The following is a 17853-nucleotide window of genomic DNA, read 5'->3' on the forward strand; positions in this document are numbered from 1 at the left end:
GCTCCTGTGAATCGGGTCAGGCGGTGAAGGACATGGGGGCGTGCGCGGTCCACGGGTCGGTGACCCGGTGGGAGACCTTGGTCTCCACGGCCCAGCCGCGCTCGTCGGCGACGCCCCGCAGGGCGCGCTCGGCCAGCGCGAGCCAGGGCCACTCGGTGGCCCAGTGGGCGGCGTCGACCAGCGCGACCGGCGCGGCCTCGGCCGCCTCGGACGCCGGGTGGTGGCGCAGGTCGGCGGTCACGTAGGCGTCCACGCCGGCCGCCCGGACCTCGGCGAACAGGCTGTCGCCCGAACCGCCGCACACGGCGACCCGGCTGACCAGCCGGTCCGGGTCACCGGAGACGCGGACCCCGGCGGCGGTGGCCGGCAGGCCCCGGGCGACCTGGGCGGCGAAGGCGGACAGCGGCAGCGGGGGCTCCAGCAGGCCGATCCGGCCGGTGCCGCGGCGGCCCGCCGGGTCGGTCGGGTCCGGCACCAGCGGACCGGTGACCCGCAGGCCGACGGCCTCGGCGAGCGCGTCCGAGACGCCCGGGTCGGCGTGGTCGGCGTTGGTGTGCGCGACGTGCAGCGCGATGCCGTTGGTGATCAGCGTGTGCACCACCCGGCCCTTGAAGGTGGTGGCGGCCACGCTGGTGGTGCCGCGCAGGTAGAGGGGGTGGTGGGTGACGACGAGGTCGGCGCCCCACTCCACGGCCTCGTCGACGACGGCCTGGACGGGGTCGACGGCGAACAGCACGCGGCGGACCTCGGCCTGAGGGTCTCCGCAGACCAGGCCGACGGCGTCCCAGGACTCCGCCCACTGCGGCGGGTAGACCTCTTCGAGCGCGGTGATGACGTCGGACAGTTTCGGCACCTGTCGAGACTACCGTGCGCACGGCGCCGGTCGGGCCCCGGCCGTTCGGGGGCGGCTTCCCCGGGGGCCGGGGGTGGTCTCCCCGGGGGCTGGGGGTGGTCTCCCCGGGGGCTGGGGGTGGTCTCCCCGGCCGTTCGGAGGCGTGCGCGGCGGGTGCCCGGGGCGGGTGCCGCGCGCCGTTGGACGTGACCGCCCCTGCGGCGTTCGGACGTCGCCGCCCTGCCGCGTTCGGACGCGGGTACCGGGGGCGTACGGGTGCGCGTCAACCCGGCGCGCGGGCGCGCCAACCTGCGGCGGGGCGCTCGTGCGGGCCCGCACGAGCGGTGTGCGCCCGTGCGCCGGGCGCTCCACGCGCACAGCAGGCCCCCCGTCCGAATTCGAAACCGCCTTTGGATCACCCTTACGAGTGAAGTGACCGGGTCTGCGTTGAGGCTTCGGTTTTCTCGAAATTAACTTCAGTCCTGCGAACGGGAGTTGCCCCGGCAGTAGCCCCATGGGGGCCGGGAGGGCACAGCGCCGGAGCGGGCCCGCGGCCCGCCGGACCGGCGGTCCGGGCTCCCCCTCGGAGGGGGTCGCAACCGACGGGGAACCGATCAGGCCGGGCCGCCGCGCCCCGGGTGCCGAGCAGCGGCGCCCGCGACGCGGCGGCGGGGACGAAGGGATGTGGTGGCGGATGGGAGCGGGCACATCGCTGCGTACGGCCGGGGGCGGGCGGTCGGCGGGGCACGGGCCGGATGCGGGCGGTTCGTGGCCGGAGGCGGTGCGGGCGGCACTGGCCGGTGCCGGAGGCCGGGGAGGCGACGGCGGCTGGGACGTCACCGTCGGCGGCTTCTGGTGCACGGCCAGGCCGTCCGCGTCCTCCCCCTTACCGGAGCAGGGGTGGAAGCTCCACGTCAGCGCGGCGTCGGTGGCGGGCGGGGAGGTGCTCGCGGCCGTGGTGCGGGTGCTCGCCGCCGACCCGTGCAGCTTCAAGTTCGCCGCCGGGGAGGAACGGCTGCGGGAGCTCAACTCCCGTAACAGCGACCGTGGTTCGGCAGGCAAGTTCATCACCGTCTACCCGGCGGACGACGCCCGGTTCCAGCGGCTGGCGGCGGCGCTGGACCGGGCCACGGCCGGGCTGCCGGGGCCGGTGGTGCTGTCCGACCGGCCGTACCGGCCGGGCAGCCGGGTGCACTACCGGTACGGCGCCTTCGCCTCGCGGGCGGAGCTGGGCAACGACGGGGAGTACCGCTCGGTGCTGCGCGGGCCCGGCGGGGAGCGGGCCGAGGACGTGCGCGGGGGTTCGTACCGGGCGCCAGGGTGGGTCCGGGACCCGTTCGCCGTGCCCGGCGGCGTCGCACCCGCCGCCGCGCCCCCGGCCCGTAAGCGCGGCGGGGCGCTGCTGGCCGGGCGGTACGCGGTGACCGCCGCCGTCCGGCACGGCGCCAAGGGCGGCGTGTTCCTCGGGCGGGAGGCGGCCGGCGGCGCCGAGGTCGTGGTCAAGCAGGCCCGCGCGCACACCGAGGTCGACCGCTCCGGGACGGACGCCCGCGACGCACTCCGGCACGAGGCCGCCCTGCTCGCCCGCCTGGACGGGCAGCAGATAGCGCCGCGCGCCCTCGAACTGATCGAGCAGGACGACTCCGTCTTCCTGGTGCAGGAACGAATCGCCGGACAGCCACTCGGCGCCTGGGTCGCGGCCGGGCTGCGCCGCGACGGCAGCCCGGACGTGGACTGGGCCGAGGCCGAGCCGGTGGTGCACGGGCTGCTCGACCTGGTCGAGCGGGTGCACGCCCAGGGCCTGGTGCTGCGCGACCTCTCCCCCGGGAACGTGATGGTCCGGCCGGACGGCACCCTGCGACTGGTCGACCTGGAACTCGCCGCCCAGACCGGCCACCGGGCCGGCTCCGCCGGCACCCCCGGCTACCGCGCCCCGGAGCAGGGGCGGCTCGCCCCGGCCAACACCTGCGTCGCCGACCCGGCCGTGGACCTGTACGCGCTCGGCGGCCTGCTCTTCCTGCTGGCGACCGGACACGACCCCCTGCTGCCGGAGGACCTGCCCCGGGCCCGCCCGGTCGCCGAGCGTCTCGGCCGCTGGCTCTCCCTCGCCGCCCGCACGGGCGTGACGGCGCGGCGGCTGGCCCCGCTGGTGCTGGGGCTGCGGGCGGAGGAGCCGGAAGCGCGGTGGAGCCTAACCCGGGCGCGGGCCGAGCTGGGCGGGGCGGCTCCGCTCACCGTCAGCCCGCTGTGGCAGGCCGCCGCCGCCCGGCAGCGGCCGGGCACCACCGCGCGACGCGACGGCGCCCCGACTCCGGCTCCGGCCCCCCTCGACCGGCTGCTCCACGACGGCCCCCGACTCCGGCTCGACCCCGCCCCGGCCGTCCGGCACCGACTCCCCGCCCAGGACGGCGCGGTGAGCGGATCGTGAACGTGGCCACTCGCACCACCACCCGAGCCCTGCGGCGCCTCAGCTTCACCTTCGCCGCCGACGGCAGCTACGCAGCCTGCCTCGCCTCGGCCGCCGACAGCGCCTGGTACGTGGAGAGTTGGCGACTCCCGCAGCAGCCCGGACCAGCCGCACCGACCGTACCGGCCGAGCCCGCCGTACCGACCGCGCTGCCGCTGCCCGGCAACCGCTCGGAGAACCTCCGCTCGCAGCTGGTCGCGCTGCCGGACGGCTCGGTGCTGGTCTGCCGGCACGACGGCGAGCGGCACGAGCTGGTCCGCCTCGCGGTCGGCGAAACCGACGTCGTGGAACAGCAGTTGGCCAGCCTCCGGATGCCCGGGCTGCGCCTGCTGCCGCTGCCCGTACCGCCCGACGCCGGCCCGCGCACGCCGGTGGCGCTCGCCCTCGGCACCGACACCCGCCCGGCGACCACCGCCTGGCTGGTCCGGGCGGACGGCAGCGAACCCGAGCAGGTCGCCGAGATCCCCGGCCTCCACGGCGGCGGCGCCTGGCTCGACCACGCGGGCGCACTGCTCGCCCTGGACCGGGTGGCCGGCGGGCTGGTCCGCAGCGTGGTCCTGGACCTGCGCAGCGGCACCACCACCCCGCTGCTGGAGATCGGCGAACGCAGCAACGACCGACTGGTGCTGTTCGATCCCGACACGCGTTTCGCGATGGTGCGCAGCGACGCACCCGGCACCGACCGGCTCGGCTGGGGCGTGCTGGACGGCGGCCGGCCGCTGCGGTTCCCGGAATGCCTGCACGTCACGGGCGTGTTCCTGCGGCCCATCGCGCTGCGGCAGGCGGCGGGCGGGCCCCGGGTGGCGGTGCAGATCGACCACGGCGCGGGATCGGCGCTCGCCCTGTGGCGGCCCGGCACCGGCCGACTCGACCAGCTGCCGGTACCGCCCGGGCGGCTCGGCGCTGTCGGGCACTGGGGCGAGGCCGGTCTGCGGATCCCGTACTCCTCACCCGACCATCCGGCCGCACTGGCCACCCTGGACGTGGACGCCCTGCTGGCCCACGGCCCCGTCCCGGCGGAGTCCAGCCCGATGCCGCTGCCGCTCCAACTCGCCCCGCTGGGCTCCGGTTTGCCCACCACCTGGCGGGACGCCGCACTGCCCTGGCAGCCCGGCGGACCGCGCGCCGCCCGCACCCCGCCGGCCGGCTGGCGCCTGGACGGCAGTACGCCGCCCGGCGACGGCGGCCGCTGGCAGTCCGCCCAGAGCCTCGAACTCGCCGGTCCCGCCGGTCCCTTGGAGGCGGTGGTGTACGGCGGGGACGCCTGGCTGAGCAGTCCCCACCTGGTGCTGGCGCTGCACGGCGGCCCGGCGGACGCCTGGCGGCTGGAGTTCGACCCGGCACTGCAACGGATGGCCGCCGAGGGCCTGGCGGTCGTCGCCCCCAACCAGCGCGGCTCCACCGGCTACGGCGTGCCGCACGCACTCGCCATCCGGGGCGCCTGGGGCGGACCCGACCTGGACGACGTGCTGTACCTGCTGGACGGCATCGCCGGGCAACGAGCGGCGCTCGGCCTCGAACCACCCGCGCTGTTCGGGGTCAGCTACGGCGCGTTCCTCGCCCTGCTGGCGGCGGCGCACGCGCCGGCCGAGCAGGTCGCCCGCTGCGCGGTGGTCGCGCCGTTCCTGTCCGGTGCCCGACTCCTGGCCGAGGCGGCGCCCCCCGTACGGGCGTTGACCACCCGGCTCGGCGGCGGCGAACCCATCACGGACGCCCGCGGCCCGCGCGACGTGCTGCAGCTGGCACACCGGCTGAGTGCGCCGCTGCTGGTGGTGCACGGCAACCGGGACGAGGTCGTGCCGGTCAGCCAGTCCCGTGCACTGCGGCACGAGTTGCTGCGGATCGGCCGGGTGGAGGGCGCGGACTTCCGGTACGTCGAGGCGGCCGGAGCGGGGCACGAGGTGCTGGCCGAGGAGGGCGCCGCCGTCCTGCACGAGCTGCTGGCGGCGTTCCTGCGGACCGGCCGCCCGGGCTGAGCGCCCGGCCGAGCACCCGGCTGACCGGCCCCGGACTCCCGGGGCCGCAGACAGCCGTCGGCTGATCAGGCAGTGGTCCATGGGTGCTGTCCCCGCCTGTCCGGACAGGCGGGGACGGCACCCGCCCCTGCCGCGACGATCCCCCGCCACACACCACGGACCACCCGAACCAGTTCGGGTGGCACAGTCGCTCGGCCCAGCCGACCGCGCAAGAAGCAGAACCCACATCGTGGCGCACAAAGGCATCCGGACAGGAAGTCGGCCGAGCCGACTTGCCACTCCCAACAGACCTCCGACGACGGCGGCGTCGATCACGGCCTCGACCACGACCTCGATGACGGCCTCGACGGCGATCTCGATAATGATCTCGTCCGTCCCGGCCGTTAGGGTGGCCGGGGCACGGGCCGCGATCACCGGCTGCGGGCGCGCACCGGGCGCCCGCTCGGCGAGCCGGCCGTACGCCGCAGGCGCCGGAACGGCGCCGATGACCTGCACCCTCGCACGGAAAAGACGATTCTCATGTCCGACACCCTCACCGACACCACCGGCCCCGCCAGCGGGACCGACGCCGACGAGAAGACGGCCGAGTACTTCGCGACGCACGGCCGCCACCGCGGCGCGTCCGCGGCCGACGACGCCCCCGAGTCCGACCCGCACGGCCGCCACCGCGCGGCCGGCGCCCAGGGCTGAACGGGCTCGACGACGTCGAACGGAGTCGAGGTGAGGGCCCGCCGGGATCGCTCCCGGCGGGCCCTCGCGCCTCGGTGCCGGGGCGTCACCCGCGCAGCGACACCACCGTCCGCAGCGCCTCGCCGCTGCGCATCTGCGCGATCGCCTCGTTCACGTCCGCCAGTCCGACCCGGTGCGTGATCATCCCGTCGAGGTCGATCCGCCCGGCCCGCCACAGGTCGACGATCAGCCCGATGGTGCGCGCCACCGGTGCCCCGCCGTACAGCGAGGGCAGCAGGCGCTTCTCGTTGAAGAACAGCTCGCCCATGCTGAACTGCGCCCGGTCGTCCTGGGCGCCGGCCCCGACGACCACGACGGCGCCGCCGCGGCGGGCCGCGTCGTAACCCGCCCGGACGGTGGCGGCGCGTCCGACCGCCTCGAAGACGTAGTCGAATCCGCCACCCGGCAGCCCCTTGGCGACGGCCTTCAGCTCCTCGGGGGCGATCGCCTCGGTGGCGCCGAAGGCGAGCGCCCGTTCGCGCCGGGAGGCCACCGGGTCGACGACGGTGATCCGGGCCGCGCCGCAGACCCGGGCGCCCTGGACGGCGGCCACCCCGACGCCACCGGCGCCGATCACCGCGACCGAGGACCCGGGCTCGACCCGGGCGGTGTTGACCGCGGCGCCGACGCCCGTGGTCACCCCGCAGCCGATCAGCGCGGCGGCCTCGTACGGCAGGTCGGCCGGCACCGTGATGACGGCGTCGGCAGCGACCACGACCTCCTCGGCGAACGCCCCGGTGCCGTAGAAGCCGGAGGCCTCGGCGCCGTCCTCCGCGAGCCGGAACCCGGGCGCGCCGAGCCGCCGCAGGCTGGCGATGCACAGGTGGCCGCGGCCCTGCTCGCAGTGCGCGCAGCGACCGCAGGGGGCCATCCAGCAGAGCACCACGCGGTCCCCGGGGGCGACGCCGGTGACGTCGTCGCCGACCTCGACGACCTCGCCGGCGCCCTCGTGTCCGGGGACGAAGGGGGCGGGCTGCGGCAGGACGCCGCTCATCGCGGAGAGGTCGGAGTGGCAGAGGCTGGCGGCGTGCATCCGGACCCGTACCGTGCCCGGTCCGAAGCCGATCGCCGTCACGTCCTCGCGGACGTCGAGGGTGTCCTGGCCGGTCTTGTGGAGGACGGCTGCGCGCATGGGCTGCTCCCGGTGTCCGATCGACGGTCGGGCCGATTCTGGCACGCCCGCCCGGGCCGGACTGGAACACGTTCCAGAACCAGCGGCCCCGACGGCCCGCCCGCCGACCGCGCCCGCGCCCCGGACCTGCGGAAACCGCTGTACGGGAAGATCCGTTCACGCCATCATCTCCGCCGTGACCACACCCGTTGAGACAGCCCCCGACCGACCCGCCCACGGTTCGCCCTGCCCCTCGTGCGGCGCCGTGCTGACGGCCGACCCGCGGTTCACCGCCTGGTGCCCGGCCTGCGACTGGAACCTCGCCCCCGGGCAGGTCGGCGCCCCCGCGCCCACCCGGCGCGAGCGGGCGACGGCCGCCCGCACCGACCGGCTGTTCGAGGAGCAGGCCGGGGGTGGCGACTCCCCCACCGCACGGCTGGACTGGCTGCTGGCGTCCTCCGCCGCCGGTCTGGTCCACCTGGTGTCCGTCGGCCTGTTCGCTCTGGGGCTCTGGCTGCTCGTCACCGGGAACGTCGTGCAGCGCTGCACCGGTGCGGTCGTGCTGGTGATCGTCATCGCCCTGCGGCCGAGGCTCGGGCGGGTGCCGCGCGACGAGGACGTCCTCGACCGCGGCACCGCACCGGCCCTGTACGGGCTGGCGGACCGGGTGGCCGCCGAGGTCGGCGCGGCGCCGGTGGACGTCATCCGGATCACCGGCGAGTTCAACGCCTCGTACGGGCTGGTCGGGCTCCGGCGCCGATCCGTGCTCGAGCTCGGCCTGCCGCTCTGGGAGGTGTTGGACGACCGGGAGCGGATCGCCCTGCTCGGCCATGAGTTCGGCCACCGGGTCAACGGCGACCACCGGCGTTCGTTCTGGCTGTACAGCGCGGTCGCAGCGCTCGCGGGCTGGTACCACATGGCCCGCCCGGGCCGCAGCGGCTGGGGCGCCCAGCTGGAGTACGGCGGACCGGCCAACGGGGTACCGCTGCTGCTCCGGCTCGGCGCGATCCTCGGCGCGGCCGTCCTGCGGGCCGTGGCCTGGCTGCTGCTCCAGGGCCTGCGGCTGTTCGATCGGCTCACCCTCCGGGCCGGCCAGCAGGCGGAGTACCGGGCCGACGCCCTGGCCGTCCGGGTCGGCGGCCGCGAGGCGGCTCACGGCATGCTGGCGGCGCTGCTGCTCACCGGCTCCGCGGTGGCCGCCATCGGCCGGATCCGTGCCGAGGAGCGCCGGCGCCCCAGGGTGGTGCGGCGCGGGCGGGCGCAGGCACCCCGGCCGGTCGGGCCACGCACGGTCGAGACGAAGCCGGTCCAACCGAAGCCGGTGGAGCCCTCGTCGGTGGCGCCGAAGCCGCTGGAGCCCGCGCCGGTGGAGTCCGCGCCGGTGGAGTCCGCGCCGGCCGGGCCGGACCGGCTCTGGGAGCGGCTGCGCGAGCACCTCGCCTCCGTCCCGGCCTCGGAGCGGGAGCGCCTGCTCCGGCTCAGCGCGCTCCAGCGGACCGCCGTGGACGCCTCCCACCCGCCGACCCACCTGCGGATCGCCCTGGTCGACCGCGCCGGGGACCAACCGGCCGCCGTCACCTCCACGGAGGCCGAGGCCGCGGCGGTCGCGGCCGAGCTCGCCCCGCACCGGGCACGGATCGCCGCCGGACTGCTGAGCGGCTGATCACCGCCCGCCCGCCGTCACCTGCTCCCCCGGCTCGCCTCTTCGCCGGCCCCCGCCGCCCTGCCGCCGCCCACGCCGCTACCGTCGAGTAGGGTCCCGACCACGTCCGCGCGCCGTGCCGGACCCCCGCCCGAGCCGTACCGAATCCGAGGAGCACCGCATGTCCGACCTGCTGGAGAGCGCCCGCCCGGCGCCCGAGGTGCTGGCGGCGTTCGAGGCGGCCACCGGGTTCATGCCGGTGGACGAGGGCCTGGCGCTGTACGCGGCGGCCGTCGCGGCGGCCCGTGCGACCGGGCTGCCGGTGCTGGAGATCGGCACCTACTGCGGCCGCTCGGCGATCCTGCTGGCCGCGGCGGCCCGCGAGACCGGAACGGTCGCGCTGACCGTGGACCACCACCGCGGCTCCGAGGAGCAGCAGCCCGGTTGGGAGTACCACGACCCGACCCTGGTGGATCCGGAGGTCGGGCTGATGGACACCCTGCCGCGGTTCCGCCGCACCCTGCACGCCGCCGGGCTGGAGGAGCACGTGGTCGCGCTGGTCGGGCGCTCGCCGCAGGTCGCGGCGGTGTGGGGCCGGCCGCTGGGCCTGGTGTTCATCGACGGCGGGCACACCGACGAGCACGCCACGGGCGACTACGAGGGCTGGGTGCCGCACCTGGCGCCGGAGGGCCTGCTGGTGGTGCACGACGTGTTCCCGGACCCGGCGGACGGCGGCCAGGCCCCGTACCGGGTGTACCTGCGGGCGCTGGCCGACGGCTTCGAGGAGGTCTCGGTGACCGGTTCGCTGCGCGTCCTGCGGCGCACCACCGCCTGAGCCGATCTCCCGCCCGCCCCCGCGCGGATGCTCTAACGTCGTGCCGGGGCTGTCCGGCCGCGGTTCGAACGGTACGGTGTCCGCGCAGCACCAGGCGGCTTCGCCGGCTCGCCGCACCGGGCGGTGGCACCGGACAGCGCGGGGCAGCACCAGGCGACAGCACCAGGCAGAGCACCGGCGGAGCGTGGGGGCCAGCGGCACATGACGGACCAGCAGAACACCGCTCCGGCGGTCTGGGACCCGACCGCGCGCGGCGGCGCGGGCGGCTGGGTCCGCAACCCCCAGCAGCGGGACCACCCCGAGCCCGCCCAGGCGCCCGAGAGCGGCCGGCCTTCCCAAGGCACCCAGCCCTCCCAGGGCGCCCATCCCTCCCAGGGCGCCCGGCCTCCCCAGGGCGCCCAGCCGCCCGGCCCCGGTCCCGTCGCACCGCCCTCCGCCGCCGGGGCCGTGGGCGACCAGGGGCCGCTCCTGGGCGCCCGCCCGTACCTGTCCACCGCCCCGGGTTTCGGCCCGCCCGGCGCCGAGCCCGAGCCCGAGCCCGCCGCGGGCTCCGGGGCGCCCACCGCTGCCTTCCCGAGGGTCGTCCCGCCGCCGCCCGCCGCCACGCCCTTCCCCGGCCACGCGACCCCGCAGGACCGGGGCGCTCAGGGAGCGCCGGCGACACCCGGCCCCGGCTACGTCTACCCGCCGCCCCCGGCGGCCGCGCCCCGGACCCCGTACGGCTCCCAGACCCCGCACGGCTCCCCGCCCCCGTACGGCGCCGAGTCCTCGTACGGCGCCCAGCCCCCGTACGGCGCCCAGCCGCCCTACGGGTCGCCGCCGTCCTACGCTGCCCCGCCGGGCCACCCGACCCACGACCCGGCCCCCGACGAGGACGACCGGGACCGCCCCGCCAGGGGCAAGGCCCCGCTGCTGATCGGCTTCGCGCTGCTGCTGGTGCTGGCCGTCGGCGGCGGCCTGCTGTACGCGAGCCAGGGCGGCGGCGACAAGGGCGCCCAGGGCGCCCCGGCCGCGACCGCCCCCGCGACCGGCTCCGGCAACCCGCAGCCCGCCCCGGCGCCGACGGGTACGGACGGCGCGCCGAGCGCCGCACCCAGCAGCCCGCCGGGCGGGAGCCCGTCCCCGACCGCGACCGGCCCCGGCCCGAACGCCCAGGCGCAGGCGCAGGCACTGGACGGCCTGCTGAGCGAGGGGGAGAACGCCAAGGCCCCGATCGGCAGCGCCGTCGCGAAGGTGAGCAGCTGCCCGTCCAAGGCCGACATCGAGAGCGCCGCCCAGGTCTTCGACAACGGGGCGAAGCAGCGCGACGGCCTGCTGACCAAGCTCGCCAAGCTGAGCGTCACGGACGTGCCGGGCGGCCCGGACGCGGTGAACTCGCTGAAGTCCGCCTGGCAGCTGTCCGCCGACATCGACCGGGCGTACGCCGGTTGGGCGCGCGCCGTCGCGAAGCAGGGCTGTTCCGGCAAGGCCCCGACGACCGCGGACAAGACCCACGCGGACGAGCTCAACCCGCAGGCGACCCAGGCGAAGACGGACTTCATGACGAAGTGGAACCCGATCGCGAGCAGCTACGGCCTCACCCCGCGGACCCAGGACAGGATCTGATCGAACCGTGACCGGCACCGCCCCCCGCCCGCCCCGCCGCCGTTCCGTCGTGCTGCGCGCCACCACGGTGGCCGCGGTCGTCCCGCTCTGCGCGGCGGGCTGGTTGGGCTGGCGCGCGCTCGACGGCTCCGCCCCGGCGGGCGCGACGGCCGCGCCGTCGCCCGGGGCGGTCCGGTCCGCCACCCAGGACCCGGCCACCCGGGACCCCTCCGCTCCCGGAGCCCCGCCGACCGGGAGCACGGCGACCGGGGACCCGTCGGCTCCGCCCACCCCGCCCGGGCCGTCCGCGACGCCGTCGGCCGGCCTCGCGGCCACGGCGCCCGCGACCGGCGCCGACCTCACCGGCCGGACCGTCGTGCTGGACCCGGGCCACAACCCCGGCAACTTCTCCCACCCCACCGAGATCAGCCGCCAGGTGGACATCGGCAACGCCCGCAAGGAGTGCGACACCACCGGCACCGAGACCGACTCCGGGTACACCGAGGCGGACTACACCCTGGACGTCTCCCGACGGGCCCGCGCCCTGCTGGCCGCCCGGGGCGCCAAGGTGGTGCTGGTGCAGGACGGCGACCGCCCCTGGGGCCCGTGCATCGACGAGCGGGCGAGGGCGGGCGCCGACGCGCACGCCGACGTCGCGGTCTCGGTGCACGGCGACGGCGCCCCGGCGAGCGGCAGCGGCTTCCACGTGATCATGCCCGCCAGGGTGGTCGCCGGTAAGGCGGACAACTCCGCGATCGTGGAACCCTCGCACCGGCTGGGGCTGCTGCTGCGCGACCGCTTCCACGCCGCCACCGGCGAGCCGTACGCCGACTACATCGCCGACCAGGGCCTGACCACCCGCTCCGACCTGGGCGGCCTCAACCTCTCCACGGTCCCCAAGGTGTTCATCGAGTGCGGTAACATGCGCAACTCCGCGGACGCCCGGCGGATGACGGACCCTCAGTGGCGCCAGCAGGCCGCCCAGGGGATCGCCGACGCGCTGACCGCCTTCCTGACCACCCAGTGAGCGGGCCCGGCACGGGAGTTGGAACGAGCAGGCCGGACGGACGACGCACCGCCCGGCACGCACCGTTTGCAACGACTTCGACCCGTTCCCGGTCCCGCTGTGCACCGGCGGGGCGGTTGGGCCTAGGCTTCTGGTCCGTTCGGGAGTTTCGGCCGGTCAGCCCGACCGCGCGAATCACCGTCCACGACACGTCAACGAGGGGAACGTAAGTGAATCTGCGCGCTCTCACCAGGGGAGACGCCGCCGTCGCAGGCGCGGCCGTCCTGCTCTTCATCGCCTCCTTCCTGCCCTACTGGACCGTGGACTGCAGCGGCCCGTACTGCGGGGACACCTCGCAGAACGCGTGGAGCACCCAGCTGTTCCCCATCCTGCCCTCGATCTACCTGCTGGGCATCGCCGCCGCCGTCCTGATCCTGGTGCAGCGCTTCCAGGGCCCCGCCGCCGCCAACCGCCAGGTGCTCGGCCTGCGGCTGGACCAGTGGGGCATCGCGTTCGCCGTGGCGGCGCTGTGGACCTCGGTCTGGGCGCTGGGCGGCGGGCCGACCGGCTCCCGCCTCAGCCACGGCTTCGGCGCCTGGCTCGGCCTCATCTCGCTGATCGTGCTCGCCGGTGCCGCCGCGGCCGCGCCGCTGGTTCCGGCGCTGAAGGCCCCGCTGGTCACCGACCGCCCGGCCGTCCCGTACCAGGGCGGCTACCCGGTGCCGGGCCAGCCCGGCCACCCGGGCGCCCCCGGCCAGCCCGGCCAGTACGGCTACCCGGCGCAGGGCCACGACCCGGCCTTCGGCGCCCAGCCGGCCGGTGGCTACGGCTACCCGGCCGCCGGCCAGCCGCAGCCGGGCCAGCCCGGTCAGCCGGTCGTCGGCCAGCCGCAGGACGCCGCCGTCCAGGCCCAGCAGCAGGCTCCGGCCGTTCAGCAGCAGGCCGCCCCGGCGGCGGACTTCCAGCCGTACTGGTTCGCCGTCCCGGCCCCGCGCCAGCTGGCCCCGAAGGACAACCCGGCCGGCGCCCCGGTCGGCGAGGTCGTGCCGGGCACCTGGTACCTGGCCGTCGAGCAGCGCGGCAGCGCGCTGGTCGCCCAGCTGCCGGACGGCACCCACGGCCTGCTGACCGACACCTCGGGCCTCCAGCGCGGCTGACACCCCCTCGTTCGAACGCCGAAGGGGCGGGACCGGTGATCCGGTCCCGCCCCTTCTGGTGTGCCCGCGGTCAGCAGCAGTCCTGGACCACCAGCCCGGCGGGCAGCTGGTCCCCGCCGAACACGGCGACCGTCGCCGGGTCGCCGCCGAGCGCGGCCACCGCGAGCAGCAGCGCCCCGGCCGTCCAGGTGGTGCGCTCCTCGGGCCAGATCGCGTCGTCCTCGAACACGTACCCGGTCCAGTAGGAGCCGTCCTCGTGCCGCAGGTGCTTCTGGATCCAGCGCAGGATCTCCACGGCGCGGTCGGACTGCCCGATCGCCCAGAGGGCCAGGGCGAGTTCGGCGCTCTCCCCGCCGGTCACCCAGGGCCGGTCGCTGACGCAGCGCACGCCGAGGCCGGGGACGACGAAGCGGTCCCAGTCCCGCTCGATCCGGGCCACCGCGGCGTCGCCGCGCAGGCCGGTGCCGAGCACCGGGTAGTACCAGTCCATCGAGTAGCGGTCCTTGTCGAGGAACCGCTCGGGGTGGTGGGCGACGGCGTGCCGCAGCCGCCCGGTCGCGAGCTCCCAGTCGGGCTGGGGCTCCTCCAGGTAGTCGGCGATGGCCAGGCCGCAGCGCAGCGCGTGCAGGATGCTGGAGGAGCCGGTCAGCAGCGCCTCCTCGGTGGCGGTGCCGTCCTCGGCGACCCGCCAGGCGATCGGCCCGCCGGGCAGCCGCAGGCCGACGATGAAGTCCAGGGCCCGCCGGACCACCGGCCAGATCCACTCGAGGAAGGCGTCGTCGCCGGTGCTGAGGTGGTGGTGCCAGACCCCGACCGCGATGTACGCGCAGAAGTTGCTCTCCTTGGCGCGGTCGGTGACCTCGCCGTCGGTGTACGCGGCGTACCACGAGCCGTCCGGGTTCTGCCGGGCGGCGAGCCAGCGGTAGGCGGCCTCGGCGGCGGCGTGCTCGCCGGCGGTGTCGAGGGCCATCGCGGCCTCGGTGTGGTCCCAGGGGTCGAGGTGGTGGCCCGCGAACCAGGGGATGGCACCGTCGGCGCGCTGTTCGGCCAGGATGCTGCGGACGGTGCCGGCCGCCTGTTCGGCGTCCAGCACCCCGTCGAGCAGCAGCACCTCGGGGACGGCGGCGGTCATGCCTTCGCCCGCTGCGGCTTGGACGCGTAGGCGACGAAGCTCTTGCCGATGAGCGGGTTGAGCGCCTTCTCGGCGGCCCTGGTGAGGCTGCTGATCACCGGGGTGCCGACGATGTCCCAGACGAGCAGCTGGTGGTACGCCTTGACCGGCAGCGCCTTGTCGTTGTCCACGCCGACCGCGCACTTGATCCACCAGTAGGGCGAGTGGAGGGCGTGCGCGTGGTGGGTGCCGTACGGCTCCAGGCCCGCGTCCCTGAGCTTGCCGAGCAGTTCGTCGCCCCGGTAGATCCGGATGTGGCCGCCCTCGACCTCGTGGTACTCGTCGGACAGCGCCCAGCAGATCTTCTCCGGCAGCCAGCGCGGCACGGTGACGGCGAGCAGGCCGCCCGGCTTGAGGACGCGGAACATCTCGTTCAGCACGCCCTTGTCATCGGGTATGTGCTCCATCACCTCGGAGATGATGATCTTGTCGAAGTACTCGTCCTCGAACGGCAGCGCCAGCGCGTTGCCCTCCATCGCGACCGCCGACGCGCCCTCGGGGGCCTCACCGGCCTGCTCCATCGCGGCGAACCACTTCCGCACCTCGGCGATCTCCTCGGCGTTCTGGTCGAGGGCGATCACGTCGGCGCCGCGGCGGTAGCACTCGAACGCGTGCCGGCCCCCGCCGCAGCCCAGGTCGAGCACCCGGTCGCCGGCGGCGAGCGGGAAGCGCGAGAAATCGACGGTCAGCACTGCAGGGCTCCCATTCCTATTGCTACCAAGCATCCTTGACGCTTCGTCAGACCACTTCCCGGCTCCCGGGGCGGGTCGCCCGGAAGCACGTCGCTCGAACACGCCGCCCGGGGCACGTCACTCGGGACCCGCCACCGGGGCACGCTCCGGGGCGGCCGCCCGGGCCGCGCCGGCCGGGCGCGCCGCTCAGGGCACGTACCGCCAGCCGGGCCCGGAGCGGGCCCGGGCGCCGGCGCCGGTGGCGATCGCCGCGCGGTACGCCTCGGCGGTCAGTTCGGCGGCCCGCTCCCAGGTGAACCGGGCCAGCACCCGTTCCCGCCCGGCCGCGCCGAGTTCGGCGCGCAGCCGCGGGTCGTCCAGCAGCCGGCCGAGCGCGGCGGCCAGCGCGTCCGCCTCCCCCGGCGGCACGGCCAGACAGGTCTCCCCGTCCGGCCCGGCCACCTCGGGGATCGCCCCGCCGGTGGTGGCGACCAGCGGGGTGCCGGTGGCCATCGCCTCGGCGGCCGGCAGCGAGAAGCCCTCGTACAGCGACGGCACGCAGGCGACCTCGGCCGACCGGTACAGGTCGACCAGCTCCCGGTCGCTCAGGCCGGTGCGGAACTCGATGTGCTCCGCCAGCCCGAAGCGGCGCACCGCCTCGGCCACCGGCCCCTCGTCCTTCTGCGGCTTGCCGACCACCACCAGGTGCGCCTCCCGCTCGGTGCGGACCTTGGCCAGCGCCTCGACCAGGAAGACCAGTCCCTTGAGCGGCACGTCCGCACTGGAGGTGGTGACGATCCGGCCGGGGACCCGCTCGACCTGCGCCGAGGGCGACCAGAGCCGGGTGTCCGCGCCGATCGGGACCACCGAGATCGCGCCGGGGGCGGCGCCCAGGTGCTCGGCGATCTCGCGCTGCGAGGTGCCGGAGACGGTGATCACGTGGTCCAGCCGGGCGGCGACCCTGCGCTGCATCCGGGTGAAGGCGTACCAGCGGCGCAGCGACAGCCGCTTCAGCCGGGTGGCGGCCGCGTCCAGCTCCAACCGGCGGTCCACAGTGATCGGGTGGTGGATCGTGGTGACCAGCGGGAAGCCGTGCCGGGCCAGGCCGAGCAGGCCGTAGCCGAGGGTCTGGTTGTCGTGCACCACGTCGTAGCGGCCCTTGTGGCGGGCCAGGTACTGCCGGGCGCGCAGCGAGAAGGTGAGCGGCTCCGGAAAGCCGCCGGTGCGCATCGTGGCGAACTCCAGCAGGTCCACCGGCCCGCGGAACTCGCCGAGCCCGGGCGTGCGGAACGGGTCGTCGGCGCGGTAGAGGTCCAGGCTGGGCAGCTCGACCAGCCGTACCGAGCCGGGCCCCTCGACCTCGTCCAGCACGGGGTAGGGCTGGGCGCCGATCACGTCCACGTGGTGGCCGAGTCGGGCCAGCTCCCGGGAGAGGTGCCGTACGTACACGCCCTGGCCGCCGCAGAACGGGTCCCCGCGGTATGACAGCAGGGCAATCCGCAGCGGGTGCGCGGTCATCCTGGGCCCTCATCTCTGGCTGCTATCGGTGCTACTGGTGCTGCCGGTCGCTAAAGTAGATCAGGTTTCAGTGGCTGTGGAACTCGACAGCGACCGTGTGAACAATGAGAGACCTCGAAGATACCGGCCCGTAGCTTTCGCTCAGGAGCCAGGGCTGGTGATTCCCGCCACGCCGGCCCGACCGGCCGCGGTCGACCCCGGTCGGCCTCGGGTCGACGTCGCGTCGGCCTTCTGGAGCACGCCGCCACCCACGCGCCCCCGGGAGCACACTTGCCGTCGCCGACCACGTCCGTGAGCCCCACCCCCGCGCCCGCCGGCGAGCCGCCGCTGACCGCGCGGCAGGCCGAACGGCGCCGCCGGATCCTGCGGGCCGCCACCGCGCTGGCCGCCCGCGGCGGGTACGAGGCGGTGCAGATGCGGGAGGTCGCGGAGAGCGCGCAGGTCGCCCTCGGCACGCTGTACCGGTACTTCCCGTCCAAGGTCCACCTGCTGGTCGCGGTCATGCTGGAGCAGTTGCAGGGCCTCCAGGAGCACATCCGGCGGCACCCGCCGACCGACCGGGAGCCGGCCCTGCGGGTCGCCGACGCGCTCACCCGGGCCTTCCACGCGCTGCAGCGCGAGCCGCTGCTGGCCGAGGCGATGGTCCGCTCGATGTGCTTCGCCGACCGCTCGGTCGGCACCGAGGTGGACCGGATCAGCGCGGTCACCGGGAAGCTCATCCTGGACGCGATCGGCCAGTCCGCGCCGCCCAGCGACGGCCAGCGGGCAGCCGTCCGGGTGATCGAGCACACCTGGCACTCGGCCCTGGTCGCCTGGCTCTCCGGGCGCGCCTCGATCGCCGAGGTGCGGGCGGACCTGCACACCGCCGCGCGGCTGCTGACGCTGACCTGAGCGGGCCGCGACTGGAACCTGTTCCTGCCGCCACCCGCTCGCCCGCACCGGGCCGGCGGCTAGAGTCGACGGGCGACACAACTCCATCCCGCTCCTCCCCCCGGGGGAAGCCGGTGCGAATCCGGCGCTGACCCCGCAACCGTGAGCCCGGACGCCGCACCGCTCGGCCCCGGACGAGTCGGAGCACCCGGTCGGAGGGGCGAGCGGCCAGCCCGGACGCCCGCGCCCGGCACCCGTCGAGGACTACGGAACGGCCCCCAACC

At 76.1% G+C, this 17853-nt stretch carries 14 protein-coding genes and 1 riboswitch; of the genes, 9 read left to right on the forward strand and 5 right to left on the reverse strand.

Annotated elements, in window-relative coordinates; genetic code table 11:
• Window positions 1-16: 16 nt before the first annotated feature.
• A complete protein-coding gene (locus tag ACGF07_RS28625) occupies window positions 17-853 on the reverse strand; it encodes a Nif3-like dinuclear metal center hexameric protein (protein ID WP_350744220.1) in 837 nt (278 codons plus the stop codon).
• 673 nt (window positions 854-1526) lie between these two features.
• Here ACGF07_RS28625 and ACGF07_RS28630 point away from each other — a divergent pair.
• From ACGF07_RS28630 to ACGF07_RS28640, 3 genes are all read left to right on the forward strand, one after another.
• Window positions 1527-3260, forward strand: a complete 1734-nt coding sequence (locus ACGF07_RS28630; RefSeq protein WP_392903318.1) for a hypothetical protein — start codon at window positions 1527-1529, stop codon at window positions 3258-3260.
• Between the two features lie 2 nt (window positions 3261-3262).
• Complete coding sequence (locus ACGF07_RS28635) at window positions 3263-5275, forward strand: alpha/beta hydrolase family protein (RefSeq protein WP_392903320.1); 2013 nt, start codon at window positions 3263-3265, stop codon at window positions 5273-5275.
• Between the two features lie 519 nt (window positions 5276-5794).
• Window positions 5795-5965, forward strand: a complete 171-nt coding sequence (locus tag ACGF07_RS28640; protein WP_392903322.1) for a hypothetical protein — start codon at window positions 5795-5797, stop codon at window positions 5963-5965.
• Between the two features lie 85 nt (window positions 5966-6050).
• Here the strand turns inward: ACGF07_RS28640 and ACGF07_RS28645 are convergent, their stop codons facing one another.
• Window positions 6051-7136, reverse strand: coding sequence for an alcohol dehydrogenase catalytic domain-containing protein (locus ACGF07_RS28645; RefSeq protein WP_392903324.1), 1086 nt, complete (start codon window positions 7134-7136; stop codon window positions 6051-6053).
• Window positions 7137-7311: 175 nt separating this feature from the next.
• On the opposite strand from ACGF07_RS28645, the gene ACGF07_RS28650 reads away from it, so the two are divergent.
• The 5 genes from ACGF07_RS28650 to ACGF07_RS28670 all read left to right on the forward strand — a co-directional run bounded on the left by ACGF07_RS28650 (window position 7312) and on the right by ACGF07_RS28670 (window position 13339).
• Window positions 7312-8778 carry a M48 family metalloprotease gene (locus ACGF07_RS28650; RefSeq protein ID WP_392903326.1) on the forward strand — a complete coding sequence of 489 codons (1467 nt, stop codon included), beginning with the start codon at window positions 7312-7314 and terminating at the stop codon, window positions 8776-8778.
• A 160-nt stretch (window positions 8779-8938) separates the two neighbouring features.
• Window positions 8939-9592: a class I SAM-dependent methyltransferase gene (locus ACGF07_RS28655; protein ID WP_350746072.1), complete on the forward strand. Its 654-nt coding sequence runs from the start codon at window positions 8939-8941 to the stop codon at window positions 9590-9592.
• Between the two features lie 201 nt (window positions 9593-9793).
• Window positions 9794-11197: a hypothetical protein gene (locus tag ACGF07_RS28660; protein WP_392903328.1), complete on the forward strand. Its 1404-nt coding sequence runs from the start codon at window positions 9794-9796 to the stop codon at window positions 11195-11197.
• A 7-nt stretch (window positions 11198-11204) separates the two neighbouring features.
• A complete protein-coding gene (locus ACGF07_RS28665) occupies window positions 11205-12203 on the forward strand; it encodes an N-acetylmuramoyl-L-alanine amidase (protein WP_392903330.1) in 999 nt (332 codons plus the stop codon).
• Between the two features lie 209 nt (window positions 12204-12412).
• Window positions 12413-13339 carry a hypothetical protein gene (locus ACGF07_RS28670; protein WP_392903333.1) on the forward strand — a complete coding sequence of 309 codons (927 nt, stop codon included), beginning with the start codon at window positions 12413-12415 and terminating at the stop codon, window positions 13337-13339.
• Window positions 13340-13409: 70 nt separating this feature from the next.
• Here the strand turns inward: ACGF07_RS28670 and ACGF07_RS28675 are convergent, their stop codons facing one another.
• The 3 genes from ACGF07_RS28675 to ACGF07_RS28685 all read right to left on the reverse strand — a co-directional run bounded on the left by ACGF07_RS28675 (window position 13410) and on the right by ACGF07_RS28685 (window position 16699).
• Window positions 13410-14471, reverse strand: a complete 1062-nt coding sequence (locus tag ACGF07_RS28675; RefSeq protein ID WP_350745378.1) for a prenyltransferase — start codon at window positions 14469-14471, stop codon at window positions 13410-13412.
• Window positions 14468-15202: a class I SAM-dependent methyltransferase gene (locus ACGF07_RS28680; RefSeq protein ID WP_350745376.1), complete on the reverse strand. Its 735-nt coding sequence runs from the start codon at window positions 15200-15202 to the stop codon at window positions 14468-14470. Before ACGF07_RS28680 ends, ACGF07_RS28675 begins: the two co-directional genes overlap by 4 nt.
• Before the next feature lie 186 nt (window positions 15203-15388).
• Window positions 15389-16699 (reverse strand): glycosyltransferase family 4 protein, encoded by a 1311-nt coding sequence (locus tag ACGF07_RS28685; protein ID WP_350745373.1) that lies wholly within the window; start codon window positions 16697-16699, stop codon window positions 15389-15391.
• A 291-nt stretch (window positions 16700-16990) separates the two neighbouring features.
• On the opposite strand from ACGF07_RS28685, the gene ACGF07_RS28690 reads away from it, so the two are divergent.
• Window positions 16991-17590: a TetR family transcriptional regulator gene (locus ACGF07_RS28690; protein WP_392903335.1), complete on the forward strand. Its 600-nt coding sequence runs from the start codon at window positions 16991-16993 to the stop codon at window positions 17588-17590.
• A gap of 103 nt (window positions 17591-17693) precedes the next feature.
• Window positions 17694-17779: riboswitch (cobalamin riboswitch) on the forward strand.
• Window positions 17780-17853: the final 74 nt, after the last annotated feature.

This window comes from Kitasatospora sp. NPDC048194 (assembly GCF_043202455.1).
GTDB lineage: Bacteria > Actinomycetota > Actinomycetes > Streptomycetales > Streptomycetaceae > Kitasatospora.